The organism is Puia sp. (genome assembly GCF_036500295.1).
GTDB lineage: Bacteria > Bacteroidota > Bacteroidia > Chitinophagales > Chitinophagaceae > Puia.
The window spans coordinates 32,553-46,438 of record NZ_DASYCH010000049.1 but is presented as its reverse complement, the minus strand read 5'-3'; the positions used below and the strand labels follow the sequence as shown (position 1 = coordinate 46,438).

The following is a 13,886-nucleotide window of genomic DNA, read 5'->3' as shown; positions in this document are numbered from 1 at the left end:
GACCTACAAAGCAAGAGTTATGAACAAAGATCAAAAAAACGAAGTCATTGAGCTGTTGAAAGACAAGTTCAATCAATATAACAACTTCTACATCACCAACACCGAGTCGCTGACGGTTGAACAGGTGGGTAAGCTGCGCCGGATCTGCTTCGACAAGAAAGTGGAGATGAAGGTAGCTAAGAACACGCTGATCAAGAAGGCGTTGGAAAGTATCGACAGCGCCCGGTTCTCCGGGGTTTTCGAGAGTCTTAACGGCGTGACTGCGCTGTTATTCTCCGAGAATGCAAAGGAGCCGGCGATGATCATCACTACGTTCCGCAAGGACACGAATACGGCGAAGCCGGTGTTGAAGGCTGCTTTTATCGACGGTGATATATTTGCCGGAGACGAGCAGCTGAAGACGTTGACCACGCTGAAGAGCAAGCACGACCTTATCGGCGAGATCATCGGTCTTTTGCAGTCGCCTGCGAAGAACGTTATCAGCGGCCTGAATGCAGGTGCGAAGCTGGCGGGTATTGTCAAGGCATTGGAAGATCGCGCCGCTGCGGCTGGAGCGAATTAGAGATAAGGCTTACGCCGGGGGCCTGAAGACCCGGCAAATTTTTTTAAACTCTCCGCCGGAGCGACTAAACAAGCGCCGTGAAGGTGGAAAAAATTTACAACTATGGCAGATTTGAAAGCATTCGCAGAACAGCTGGTTGGGCTGACTGTAAAAGAAGTTAATGAATTAGCAAAGATCCTGAAAGAAGAGTACGGTATCGAGCCTGCAGCTGCTGCTGTAGCCGTTGCTGCCGGTCCTGCTGCTGGTGGTGGCGCTGCTGCTGCTGAAGAGAAGACCTCTTTCAACGTAATCCTGAAGGCTGCCGGCGCTAACAAGCTGAACGTCGTTAAGGTCGTTAAGGATCTGACCGGTCTGGGTCTGAAGGAAGCCAAGGACCTGGTTGACGGTGCTCCCAAGCCCATTAAGGAAGGTATCAGCAAGGCCGACGCCGAGGCGTTGGTTGCCAAGCTGAAGGAAACCGGAGCTGACGTAGAGATCCAGTAAATTTTGCGATAATAAGGTTTGTAACCCCAACTGCAAGGCTGGGGTTATTTTTTTGTGGGTAAGTGAAAAAGTGCTATTTTTGCGGTCCGTTTCCCTTGGCTAAGTTACTCATTGATAGTCGATTATACATTTAACTCGATGGTAGTCAATGAGTTGGATTTATTATAATAAAGGCGACCAGGACGTTTCGAAACATAAAAAAAACCGGTTTTTAAGAATATGTCTTCAACAAAATTGCAAAACAGGGTCAATTTCGGTAAAATCAAGCACCTTGCCGAAACTCCTGACCTTCTGGAAGTGCAGATCCAATCTTTCAAAGAATTCTTTCAATTAGAGACCACCCCGGACAAGCGTAACATCGAAGGTTTGTTCAAGGTTTTCAAGGAAAATTTCCCGATCACCGATACGCGGAACATTTTCATGTTGGAATTCCTGGATTACTTCATCGATCCGCCCCGTTACACCATCGAAGAGTGTATGGAGCGTGGGCTGACCTATGCGGTTCCCCTGAAAGCCAAGCTGCGTCTGAGTTGTAACGACGAGGAGCACGTGGATTTCCAGACGATCGTGCAGGACGTATTCCTTGGCAACATACCGTACATGACCCCACGTGGGACCTTCGTGATCAACGGTGCTGAACGCGTTGTCGTTTCGCAGCTGCATCGCAGTCCCGGGGTATTCTTCGGTCAGTCCATTCACCCGAATGGCACGAAGATCTACTCTGCGCGGGTGATCCCGTTCAAGGGTGCATGGATGGAGTTTGCCACGGACATCAACAACGTGATGTATGCTTACATCGACCGGAAGAAGAAATTCCCGGTGACGACGTTGTTGCGCAGTATCGGTTATGAGACCGATAAGGACATCCTGGAGCTTTTCGGCATGGCCGACGAAGTGAAGGTGGACAAGAAATCATTGCAGAAATATATCGGCAAGAAGCTGGCTGCCCGCGTACTGCGTACCTGGGTGGAAGACTTCGTGGATGAGGATACCGGTGAGGTTGTGTCCATCGAGCGGAACGAGATCGTTCTCGAGCGGGATACCATCCTCGATGAGGAAGCGATCGAAATGGTCGTGGAAATGGATGTGAAGAGCATCTTTATCCAGAAGGAAGATGTCGGCGGTGATTATGCGATCATCTACAACACTCTGAACAAGGATACCTCGAACTCCGAACTGGAAGCGGTTCAGCACATCTACCGCCAGCTGCGCGGTGCCGATGCTCCCGATGACGAGACGGCAAGAGGCATTATCGATAAATTATTCTTCAGCGACAAGCGGTATGATCTCGGCGAAGTGGGCCGTTATAAGATCAATCGCAAGCTGAACCTGCACCAGCCGCTGGATCAGAAGACCCTGACGAAGGAAGACATGATCGAGATCATCAAGTATCTCGTCAGGCTGACCAACGCCAAGGCTGAGATCGACGACATCGATCACCTGAGCAATCGCCGGGTGCGGACGGTTGGCGAGCAGTTGTATGCGCAGTTTGGCGTGGGCCTGGCGCGTATGGCGCGGACGATCCGGGAAAGGATGAATGTGAGAGACAATGAAGTGTTCACTCCGGTGGACCTGATCAATGCGCGGACGCTGTCCTCGGTGATCAACTCCTTCTTTGGTACTTCACAGTTGTCGCAATTCCTCGATCAGACCAACCCGTTGTCGGAAATTACGCATAAGCGGCGTATCTCGGCGCTCGGACCTGGCGGTCTGTCGCGTGAACGTGCCGGCTTCGAAGTCCGTGACGTACACTATTCCCACTACGGAAGGCTTTGTACGATCGAGACGCCTGAAGGTCCGAACATCGGGCTTATCTCTACGCTTTGTGTACACGCGAAGATCAATGAGATGGGCTTTATCGAAACTCCTTACCGCAAGGTGAACGAGGGCAAGGTCGATCTGAAGAAGCTGACGTATCTCAGTGCCGAAGAAGAAGATATTGCCAAGATCGCGCAGGCGAATATTGCGCTGGACGAGAAAGGGAACTTTGTCGAGGATAAGATCGTTTCCCGGCAGACGGGTGACTTCCCGATCCTGGACAAGGGTGAGGTTGAATTCATGGACGTCGCGCCCAACCAGATCGTTGGACTTAGCGCGTCGCTGATCCCCTTCCTTGAGCATGATGACGCCAACCGTGCGCTGATGGGATCGAACATGCAACGTCAGGCCGTGCCGCTGATCCGTCCCGAGATGCCGATCGTCGGTACCGGGCTGGAAGCGAAGGCTGCCCGTGACGCGCGGATCCAGATCCACGCGGAAGGGGATGGGATCGTTGAGTTTGTCGATGCAAACGAGATCCACGTCCGTTATGATCGCAACGAACAGCAAAAGCTGGTCTCTTTTGAAGAAGACCTGAAGATATACAGGCTGACGAAGTTTATCAAGACCAACCAGGAGACCTGTATCAACCTGAAACCGGCCGTTAAGAAGGGTCAGAAGGTTCGGGAAGGTGACTTCCTGACCGAGGGTTATGCGGTGCAGGATGGTGAGCTGGCTTTAGGTCGTAACCTGAAGGTGGCGTTCATGCCCTGGAAGGGTTATAACTTCGAGGATGCTATCGTTATCAGTGAGAAGGTTGTGAAGGAAGACCTGTTCACCTCCGTTCATATTTCCGAATACGAACTGGAAGTGCGGGATACGAAGCTGGGTGAAGAAGAACTGACCCCGGATATCCCCAACGTCTCCGAGGAAGCCACCAAGGACCTCGACGAGAACGGGATCATCCGTGTCGGCGCCCAAATCAAAGAAGGTGATATCCTGATCGGTAAGATCACGCCGAAAGGTGAGAGCGATCCGACTCCGGAAGAGAAGCTGCTCCGGGCCATCTTTGGCGACAAGGCTGGGGATGCTAAGGATGCTTCCCTGAAGGCACCGAGCGGTACCGAAGGGGTGGTCATCTCCAAGAAACTGTTCCAACGTGCGAAGAAAGATAAGAATGCCAAGGTCCGTGAGAAGGCTGCCCTCGAGAAGATCGAGAAGGTTCACGAAAAGAACACTTCCGATCTGATGGATGTGCTGCTTGGAAAGCTGACGGTGTTGCTGAAGGAGCATGTCTCTGCCGGCGTGAACAACAACTTCGGTGAAGTGCAGATCGGCAAGGGCGCCAAGTTTACGGCGAAGAACCTGTCGGGGATCGACTATCTGAACGTGAACCCGTTGGGTTGGACCGGTGATGCAAAGACCGATGATTCGATCAATATCCTGCTGCACAACTACAGCATCAAGTACAATGAAGAGCTGGGTCGTTACAAGCGGGAGAAGTTCAATATCTCTATCGGTGACGAGTTGCCCGCGGGTGTGTTGAAGCTGGCGAAGGTTTATCTCGCCGTCAAGCGTAAGCTGAAGGTGGGTGATAAGATGGCCGGCCGCCACGGTAACAAGGGTATCGTCGCGAAGATCGTAAGAGCTGAAGACATGCCATTCCTGTCCGATGGTACGCCGGTGGATGTGGTCCTGAACCCGCTGGGGGTTCCCTCCCGTATGAACCTGGGTCAGATCTATGAAACGGTTCTTGGCTGGGCCGGTGAGAAGCTGGGTGTGAAATTCGCAACGCCGATCTTTGATGGGGCTACTGTTGATGAAATTGCCGATCATATCTCGAAGGCTGGTTTGCCGAGCTTTGGTCATACCCACCTTTTTGATGGGGAGACGGGAGAGCGGTTTGACCAGAAGGCGACGGTCGGGATCATCTATATCATCAAGCTGCATCACATGGTCGATGACAAGATGCACGCGCGGAGTATCGGGCCGTACAGTCTGATCACGCAGCAGCCGCTGGGTGGTAAGGCGCAGTTTGGTGGTCAGCGTTTTGGTGAAATGGAAGTTTGGGCGCTGGAAGCCTATGGTGCGTCGAATATCCTGCAGGAGTTGTTGACCCTGAAGTCCGATGATATCATTGGGCGTGCGAAGACCTATGAGTCGATCGTGAAGGGTGATAATATTCCGAGGGCGGGTATTCCTGAATCCTTCAACGTGCTTGTGCATGAGTTGAGGGGGCTGGGATTGGACCTGAAGTTCGATTAATGAACATTGCTCCGCTAACTGATGAATAATACAGAAGCCACCCGAGGGGGTGGCTTTTTTTATGCGGATGGGCGTATCTTTTAGAAATAGCGCAGCCACCACTGGGTGGATTGGTGGGCTCTTTTATAGCTGTCGAAGCGTTTGCTGAGGGGGTATAAGAGAAGAAGAACGACGAGCCAGACCCCATAGACGACGAAGAGATCGAAGCCATAGCCTTTTAGTGCCGCGACGCGGGATAACCGGCTGGGCAGGAAGAACATGATCGCGGGGTTGTGGATGGAGATGGCGGCGCCGGCAACGGCCAGCAGATGAGCGAGATAGATGTGGGCGATATAATAGAACATGGGGACGCGGCCGAAGACCTGGATCCGTTTGGTCCAGGGGTTTTTGAGCTGTTCGGACACGGCGAGGAAGAGCATCGCGGGACCCAGCGTCATCAGGACATACAGCAGGGAAGGAGGATATTTTGTGGTATTTAAAAAGGAGAGCAGGCTGAAGGCTGCATTCTTCTGAACCGACCAATGAGCTGATTCTCCATAAGCATTGAGGGCCCGCAGGATGATGAAGAGAGTGATGGCCCCGGCGCCAGCGCAGATGAGGATGGACCTTCTTCCGCCGGCCGCCGCCCCGGGGCGGTAGAGATAACCCACGCAATACCCCACTGCAATTACGCCAATCCAAGGCAGGATCGGATAATGAATGAACACCGGAGTTTGACCGATGCGAAAGTCTCCGCCATCATGGAGGAACCCCCATAAGATGGCGGTTGCGCTGTTGCCGGGAACATGCACGGTATCCAGGAGATTATGTCCCGCGATCAACAGAAGGCCCGTGAGCAGAACGAGTTCCAGCCGCATATAGATCATTGCCGACAGCGCGATCATGCTGCAGCCGATGGCCCAGATGACCTGTAGATTGAAATAGGGAAAGGTGGGGTTGAAGGACCAGCCAAGGCCAACGAGGAACAACTCGACGAAGATGAGCCAGATGCCGCGGGTAAGCAGGAAGAACGCCAGGGCTTTCCGGCCTTTCCGGGCGCCGTATAAATAAGCTGAGACGCCGGCGAGGAACATGAACACGGGGGCGCAGAAGTGCGTGATCCATCTTGTAAAGAAGAGTGGAATGGTGGTGCGGGTGAGGTCGGTGGGGTCATATAAAAATACATCCCGGTGAAAATAGTCGCGAACATGATCGATGGCCATGATGATCATGACGAGTCCCCTTAGCAGATCGATCGAGTCCAGCCGCAAGCGGGGTGCTTCGAGTGGCCTCTGGCCGTTGACGGGACGCGTGGCGATGGCGGGGGAGAAATTATACATGGGCGCAAAAGTAAGCGGCGGCTTTGGTTTCCGGGAGTGAGAATCAACGACTGGATGCTTTGATCTGATGTTCGGCGGCGGCAGGTTCTGCAACGGTATTTTTTCTCTTATCTCATGAAATGCGGGCCACGCCGGTCCTTAGAAGAAGCAGACCGTTCGTGAAGATGCGCTTTTCGACGGCGGCAATCCACATTAGTTTCGCGGCCGTTAACCAAAACATCCCCCAACAATGAGAAATGCCAAAGGCCCGCTACGCGGTGCGTGCTGCACTATTTTCCTGCTCCTTTCCCTTCTACAGACTTTTGCCCAAACGAACGATAGATTTGCCCAAACGAATGATACAAAGAAGGCGGACACGCTTGGCGAAGTGGTCATCGTCGGGTCGCGGGCAAGGGATGCGAGGAGCAGACTGCTGTCGCCTGTTCCCGTGGATGTGATCCGGATCAAGGATATTCGGTCTTTTGCACAAATGGATGTGGCGCAGATGCTCACTTATTCCGTTCCTTCTTTTCAGTCGGCGCGGCAAACGATCTCGGATGGCACGGATCATATCGATCCCGCGGGCCTTCGCGGGTTGGGGCCGGATCAGACCCTGGTGCTGCTCAACGGCAAGCGGTTGCACAGCACGGCGCTTGTCAATATCAACGGTACGGTAGGGCGGGGTTCTGTCGGCACGGATCTGAACAGTATTCCCGCGGCGGCGATCGACCGGATCGAAGTACTGCGTGACGGCGCGGCCGCACAATATGGATCGGATGCCATTGCCGGAGTGATCAATGTCGTGTTGAAAAAGAATTACAATGGCTGGAATGTCTCGGGTACGGCAGGCGAGAATTTCACGCGGGTGCCTTATAAAGGAAGGACCGGTATCCGGGACGGAGCGAATGCCCAGCTGGATATCAACGGCGGCTTTGCCCGAAGCAATGGAGCCTATCTGAATATCAGCGGGCAATGGTTGCGACGTGAGGCGACCAACCGCAGTGGCGATGATAATTTTCCGCTGATCTACCTGGGTAACTCCGGCGCTTTTCCCGCCAACCCCTACCCAACAGGAACGGTGAGCGATGTCCACTACCGGCAATGGCTGATGGACCAGGACGCGGCCATCGTCAAGCAACGGGGTTATGACCGGCATAATATCGTTGCCGGGAATTCTTTTGCGCAGAGTTTTTCCGTGTATGTAAACGCCGGGGTTCCGTTGTCGCAACGCGTGGAATTTTATGCGACGGCCGGGGTGACGCGGCGGGACGGACGGGCGACAGGACAGAGCCGCAACCCCAATTCGGTTGCCCAGCAGCCGGTGCTGGCCGATGGGCAACGCTTTTATCCTGATGGCTTTCTGCCACAGATCGCTCCTACGATCGATGATTGGAATATCCTGGAAGGGGTCCATATCAAGGCGGGCAACTGGCTGGTGGAGTTGAGCGATATTACCGGACAGAACCGTGTCGGATACGAGGTGAGGCATTCGGGGAATGCCTCTTTGCCCGCGAGCGATGCGGTGCAGACAGAATTCAATGCCGGGAATCTTCGTTTTTTGCAAAACACTGCCAATGCGGATATCAGCCGGCTGATCCGGTGGTCGGCCAGGACCTCGCTGAACATTGCGTTTGGCGGTGAATTCCGAAGCGAACTATTTCAGATTGGCGCGGGTGAGCCAGCCAGTTATAGCAATGGCGAGAGAATTGCTCATGTGGATCCGATACAGCCCTATCCGGGAACGACCACCTATACAACCTTTACCACCCCGGTGGCGACGGCGATCGGCGCCCAGGTGTTCCCCGGTTTCAAGGGATCGGATGCCGTCCGGGCTACCCGGAATATCTACGCGGCGTATGCCGATGTGGAGCTTACCATCGGCCGGTTATTGCTGGATGGCGCCCTGCGATATGAAGACTATGCGGAGAAGGGATTTCGTTATGACAATCTGGGAGGCAAGCTAAGCGGGCGTTACCAGGTGAGCTCGTGGTTGTCTATCCGGGGAAGTGTGAGCAACGGCTTCCGGGCGCCCTCGCTGCATCAACGGTACTTCCAGAATACCTCCACCCAATTCGTGAATGCGCAACCGTCCAATTCCTTAACGGCAAACAACTATAATCCCATTGTCCGGGAAGCCTTTGGGATCAGGGAGCTGAAACCGGAGACGTCCACCAACCTGAGCTTTGGGTTTTGCGGGAAGACCGGCAGCGGTATTGTGTTTACGGTTGACGGATATTTTATTTCGATCCGCGACCGGATCGTGTTGTCGACGGCGTTTAACCGGAGTAACCCCCTGGTCAACACCATTCTGAACGACAATCACGTCGATGCATCCACCTCCGCCCTGCAGTTCTGGACCAATGCCGTCAATACGGAAACGAAGGGGATCGATGCCGTGGTGACGGATAATTTTCGGATCGGAAAGGGAAAGGCGGTGCTTTCGCTGGCTGCGAATTTCAATAAGAACCGCGTTGTCGGCGGGATCCATACCAATTCGGTGGTCGATGACCCAACGAACAACCCCAGTCATAACAATCCTTCGGCTAATCCTGCCAATGACCTGGGTGCTACCCTGTTCGACCGGCAGCAACGGGGGCGGATAGAGACGGCGCAGCCGAACAGCAAGATCAGCGTGTTATTCACGTACTCGATCGGCCGGTGGGAGTTTTTAACGCGGAGTGTGCGGTTCGGCAAGGTGCAATCGCTGAACAATGTGGATCCCGGGCTGGTGAATAAGAGTACGGGCGCCTTCTTTAACGATATTGCTCCCGGTATCGATCAGGTATTCAGCGCGAAGGTGACCAGCGATCTTGTGGTGACATACCGGCTCAAGCCGGGGATCGGGCTTTCGGTCGGCGGCAATAATATTTTCGACGTATATCCCGACAAGGTATATGTTGATCCGCGAAACGATCCGGCGGCGGTCTATGCGAATCCCATAGTGGGTGCAAACAAGGCGCCAGGCGGATATAATTCCGGGCGGGATGCGTCTAACCGGGGGCGGTATCTATTCAATCCCAACCAGTTTGGGTTCAATGGGCGGTTTTTGTTTACCCGGGTCTCGGTTACTTTTTGATGATGCGTTGGGTTTCCGTGCCGGTGGCGGAGCGGACCTCGAGCAGATAGACACCGGAGGCAAGGCGTGTTCCGGAGAGGCCGACATGGATGCGGTTTCCGTCATACCGGGCGCTGGTCTGGCGCCAGAGTTCGCGACCGGTGATATCGAGAACGCGGATCTGGATGGAGCCGGCAGGAACATGACCAAAGGCGACGTCGATATCGGTGGTAAAGGGATTCGGCAGGACCGTGAAGCTGGGTGATGCATGGGGATCGCGGACGAGGATGACCTTGCTGTAGGTTGCGCGGCCGTCGAGGGAGATCTCTTTCAGCTGGTAAAAATTGCTATCGGTGGTGAGCGATGGATCGGTGAACGTATAGTCTTTCTCTGTGGTGCTGTTCCCGGCGGCGGGTACGTAGCCGATCTTCGAGAAATGGAGGCCGTCGTAGGAGCGGTCGACCTCGAAGCCGGCGCTGTTCTGCTCGAAGGATGTGGACCAGGCGAGGACGGCGTCATCGTTATCCAGCCGGCCGGAGAATTGGAGCAGCGTAATGGGCAGGTCGGTGAGACTTGGGATGCCGGCGCCGAAGCCGGAGAAGCCGTTCGCAAAACTGTAAGTGAGGCCGGTATTGGTGCCGAAGCTTGTGATCGTCGGGGTTACGATGGTTACCGTTCCGGCGGCGGTTGGATCGGAAGGGGTCACCGAGAATATCTGCCCGGGCACTTTGACCAGCTGAATGGCGCTGAGGGTTTGGCCCGTCGTGGTTTGCCAGCCCTGGACCTCGGCCTGGGTATAGTAGAGGGTGATATTATAGTTACCCGATGAGTGGTTTGTCGTGGGAATAACATGGAAGGTTTTATCCATCAGGTAATTGGCGGTGTTCGTGTTCCAGAACTGGGTAGCGGTTGAGCCCGCGCGATCGATCTCCACCTGTGTACAGCCATAGTCGAGGTTGCTCAGGTTTTGGATGCGGGCCATCAGCTGACCGTTGGTCTGGTCGTAGAAGTAGATATCGGCATTGGGGCCGAGATATTGGGATTGGGAATTGAGGGCCGTCGTGACGGTGTTTGGCGCGATGCCGTAGTTGAATCTCGCCTGTGGTTTGTAGGAAGCGGCGGCCAGCGATGAAAAGTTCTCCCAGCAGTTGATGCTGTTTTGCCAGAACATATTTCCATGCGACCCGTCGCCATCCACGTATAAGGCTACGCCGTCGGCGGCGTCACCGGCTGCGGGGGCGCCATTTTCATAGCAGATCTCCACGATCACGCTGCTGGTCCCATTCCAGGTGAAGGAATTGTCGAAGGTGAAGGTATTCCATCCGGTGGTTGGACTGTATGACGGCAGCGATTTGACGGTTGTCATCGACGACCCGATGGTGATCACCCCGACGTTCAAGAGGTAGGTAGCCGAAGTCGTTCCTAGTTTTATAAACATGTTCCTATAGGGGCGGGTGCTGTTCTTCGAGGCGAAGAACAGGGAGAGCGCACTGAGTTTTCCGGCGGTGACGCCGGCGGCGGTGAGCTCGGAAGCTTTATACAGGAATTGCGTGCGCAGCGAGGTCTGGGTGGCATCGAATGGTGGGCCGGGGATATTGCCCTGATTGGACCCGATGGACGCGGTACCGTTTGGCAGCGTCCCTGTCGTCGGCGCCACGTCGTTATCGTCGATGATCATGGTGAAGCTGGGCCGGCCATCGCCTACGACAGCGTTGCCGCCGCCGTTGTTGACGGTGAAGCCCAGGGAAAACTGCCGGGTGCCGTTGACGCTTGCGTCATCATAGACCCGGACCGTGAAGGCCTGCGCCGTTGTTGAGCCGGCGGCAAAGGTGAGCTGCTGACTGGGGGTTGCAAAGTTGCCGTTGGTGGTGATATCGAAGTCCAGTCCCTGGACGGCTGTGCCGCTGGCCGAGAGAGTTGCCGTCGCGGCGGCGGATGGGCCGACGCCGATGTCCATATTATAGGTATAATCTGTATAAGCGCGGCATCCGGAGGAAGCGGCGGTGGATTCGGCGACCCTGTCGCCCATCAGCTCGAAGTCGATCTTTGGAACGGAGCAACTGCCGCCGGATGGGGCGATGCCGCCGGAAGAAGTTGTCAGACTGGCCCGATCGACGCCGACTACCGCGGCCTGCATTCTTGCTGCCTGGCCGAGGGTGAACTGATTATAGCAGTTCGTATAGTTCATGTAGTTGTACTCTGTGGCAGGAGTATAGAGCGTGGTGGGAGGGAGGCAGGTATTGATGTTATTGGGCGAAGCCAGGTCGGAGCGGCAACTGAAGTCGATGACGCCCGTGCCGGAATTGATATTCTTCGAGATTGGCGGGGTGTCGCAGACCTGGTCGCCATCCATGCTACAGTCGGTGTTTGGCGGACATTGCGAGGCGTCCGTGGAACCTTCGAAAGGGTGATAGAGATTGAAGGCATGGCCTATTTCGTGGGGAAGGGTCTTCTGACCCGCTTCCATCTGGGTGGCGAGCATTACGATCCCATCGATGGCGGCCGAGACGCCAGGGAAATATGCGTAGCCGGCGATGAATTGCCCGGATGTGCCGTCGTTGCCGTCGAGTTTATTTACGATCCAGATATTATAGTATTGGGTATTGTCCCAGCGACTGAGCGCTTTGATATTGAGTTCATCGGCTCCGCCGGTGGTGTTATCTACCATGACGCCGCCGGACGTGTAGCCGGGAACGCCGGAGCCGTTGACCCGATTGATCCCGTTGGTGGGGTTGCAGTTGGGGTCGCGTTGGGCGAGGACGAACTGGATACCGAGATCACCTGCGCCTTGTGTTCCGGGGTAGGTACCGTTGTACACCTGATTGAGGTAGTTGATGGCGCGGAGGATCTGGGCGTCGGTGGGGTTGTAGATGGTGCCGATATCTCCGCCTGTATTTATGACGTGAACGACCACCGGGATGGTATAGCCCGAGGAGAGGGTGTGAGGGGCGTTGCCGCCGGTCACTATTTTATGAGATGAGCCGGGTCGGGTGATCGGTTGGGGATGCTGTTTGAGATAGGTGCGGATGGAGCCTTCGTTCGAGATGACATTCTTGCGATAGTTGAGGTCTTCGCGCATTCTTTTAGAATGAATATTGTCGAAGCCGCAGATCGGCTGGGCGATTGAGGAAAGGGCGGAGAGCCCGAGCAGAACAGTAAGGATTAGGGAGTAAACGTTTTTCATACCTGGATAGGAGAAAAATGGTGAAAATTTCCGAGAGTTCAAAGCAGAACCGGGAACTTATTTTATTGCACCGGGTGCGGGGGAAAGGATTGCCTGTGGCGACCGCTTGAGCAGCCGGTCGCGGAGGCGGAGAAAGGGTTTTTCGATGATGATGTGGAGCAGCCAGCCGCCGAGGATGGCGACGCCGGTGCAGATAAAAAAGGAAAAATAAGTGTCATCCTCTATGCCAAGGGGGCGAATAACCTCATGGGTGAGGTGGATCAATTGTTTATGAGTGAGATAGATGGCATAGGAGAGTGTGGCGATCCAGCGGGTGAGGCGGGAAACATAATGTCGGGGGCCGGACTCCGTCCGGCCGGACCGATAGAGCACGCTTGTGGGGCTTAGTGCGGCCAGGACGAGGGCTCCGTAGGCGATGGAGATGGCCGGGTAGCCGAATATGGCGCCCTGCATCTCATATTGATGATCGTCATGGGCGAGTAACCAGGCGCCCGCGACCAGGAGTAAGGCGATGAGCAAGAGCCTATTGCCATGGCGGGTCAGTTTTTGCCAGGACGCCGGTTTAAAATAATAGAGGGCTGAAAGGGCTACGCCGGCGAGGAGGCCGTCGAGGCGGGACCATGTCGGGTAGTAGATGAGACGGTAGTACCCTCTTCCAAAGGATGGTTCGCCGGGCAGGATGGAATACCAGATGAAACTGCGAACCAGGAGGCCTGCGAGAAAGAGGATGGGGAGGATCCAGATGGTATTTTTACGGCTGCCGAAGATGATGATGAGCAGGGGAAGGAGGAGATAGAACTGTTCTTCGATGCAGAGCGACCAGGCATGGGAAAATGCCCCATGCTGGGAAAGGTCGAGGCCGAAGTTTTGGGTAAAGGTGAGAAAGCGCCAGAAGGGGGGCAGTGTGCTACGTTCGGTAAATGTGGGGACCGTGAAGTAGATGAGCAGGACGGCGAAGTAGGCCGGGAGGATGCGCAGGGAGCGCTTAAAATAGAATTCGCCGTAGTGGATGGGCTGGTTGCGGGAGAGCTTTGCGAAGAGCTGGCCGCCGATGAGGTAACCGGAGAGGACGAAGAAGAGGTCGACGCCCGTCCAGCCCCAACTCCCCAAATACTCGTACAGGCCGGGCGGGTGGCCGAACATGTTGTAGTGATAGACGAATACGATGATGATGGCCAGGGCCCGGAGATGGTCCAGGCCGGCGAAGCGATTGCCGGTATTGGTTGCGCCGGCGGTGGCGGTTTGCACGAGCGATAAATAAGGGGGATGAAGGAATTAGTA

At 54.9% G+C, this 13,886-nt stretch carries 7 protein-coding genes; 4 read left to right on the top strand and 3 right to left on the bottom strand.

What is annotated here, in order from left to right; genetic code table 11:
• Window positions 1–19 precede the first annotated feature (19 nt).
• The 3 genes from rplJ (at window position 20) to rpoB (ending at window position 5,068) form a co-directional block, all read left to right on the top strand.
• Entirely contained in the window at window positions 20–562 is a 543-nt protein-coding gene (gene rplJ, locus VGM48_RS10380) for a 50S ribosomal protein L10 (protein WP_331578743.1), read from the top strand.
• 102 nt (window positions 563–664) lie between these two features.
• The gene (gene rplL / locus VGM48_RS10375; RefSeq protein ID WP_331578741.1) at window positions 665–1,045 is read left to right on the top strand and encodes a 50S ribosomal protein L7/L12; all 381 of its coding nucleotides are present in this window, start codon (window positions 665–667) and stop codon (window positions 1,043–1,045) included.
• A gap of 219 nt (window positions 1,046–1,264) precedes the next feature.
• On the top strand, window positions 1,265–5,068 hold the full coding sequence (rpoB, locus tag VGM48_RS10370) for a DNA-directed RNA polymerase subunit beta (protein WP_331578739.1): 3,804 nt from the start codon (window positions 1,265–1,267) through the stop codon (window positions 5,066–5,068).
• Between the two features lie 80 nt (window positions 5,069–5,148).
• Here rpoB and VGM48_RS10365 read toward each other — a convergent pair whose 3' ends face one another.
• Complete coding sequence (locus VGM48_RS10365; protein ID WP_331578737.1) at window positions 5,149–6,387, bottom strand: DUF1624 domain-containing protein; 1,239 nt, start codon at window positions 6,385–6,387, stop codon at window positions 5,149–5,151.
• 229 nt (window positions 6,388–6,616) lie between these two features.
• On the opposite strand from VGM48_RS10365, the gene VGM48_RS10360 reads away from it, so the two are divergent.
• On the top strand, window positions 6,617–9,442 hold the full coding sequence (locus VGM48_RS10360; RefSeq protein WP_331578735.1) for a TonB-dependent receptor plug domain-containing protein: 2,826 nt from the start codon (window positions 6,617–6,619) through the stop codon (window positions 9,440–9,442).
• Here VGM48_RS10360 and VGM48_RS10355 read toward each other — a convergent pair.
• Both VGM48_RS10355 and VGM48_RS10350 read right to left on the bottom strand, forming a co-directional pair.
• On the bottom strand, window positions 9,432–12,605 hold the full coding sequence (locus VGM48_RS10355) for a zinc-dependent metalloprotease (RefSeq protein WP_331578733.1): 3,174 nt from the start codon (window positions 12,603–12,605) through the stop codon (window positions 9,432–9,434). The genes VGM48_RS10360 and VGM48_RS10355 overlap by 11 nt on opposite strands.
• Window positions 12,606–12,662: 57 nt before the next feature.
• Entirely contained in the window at window positions 12,663–13,853 is a 1,191-nt protein-coding gene (locus VGM48_RS10350; RefSeq protein ID WP_331578731.1) for an acyltransferase, read from the bottom strand.
• Window positions 13,854–13,886 lie beyond the last annotated feature (33 nt).

What these genes read in the sequence shown, in the direction of transcription:
- rplJ (WP_331578743.1), top strand. Translation starts at nt 20, where the DNA reads ATGAACAAAGATCAAAAAAACGAAGTCATTGAGCTGTTGAAAGACAAG.
- rplL (WP_331578741.1), top strand. Translation starts at nt 665, where the DNA reads ATGGCAGATTTGAAAGCATTCGCAGAACAGCTGGTTGGGCTGACTGTA.
- rpoB (WP_331578739.1), top strand. Translation starts at nt 1,265, where the DNA reads ATGTCTTCAACAAAATTGCAAAACAGGGTCAATTTCGGTAAAATCAAG.
- VGM48_RS10365 (WP_331578737.1), bottom strand. Translation starts at nt 6,387, where the DNA reads ATGTATAATTTCTCCCCCGCCATCGCCACGCGTCCCGTCAACGGCCAG.
- VGM48_RS10360 (WP_331578735.1), top strand. Translation starts at nt 6,617, where the DNA reads ATGAGAAATGCCAAAGGCCCGCTACGCGGTGCGTGCTGCACTATTTTC.
- VGM48_RS10355 (WP_331578733.1), bottom strand. Translation starts at nt 12,605, where the DNA reads ATGAAAAACGTTTACTCCCTAATCCTTACTGTTCTGCTCGGGCTCTCC.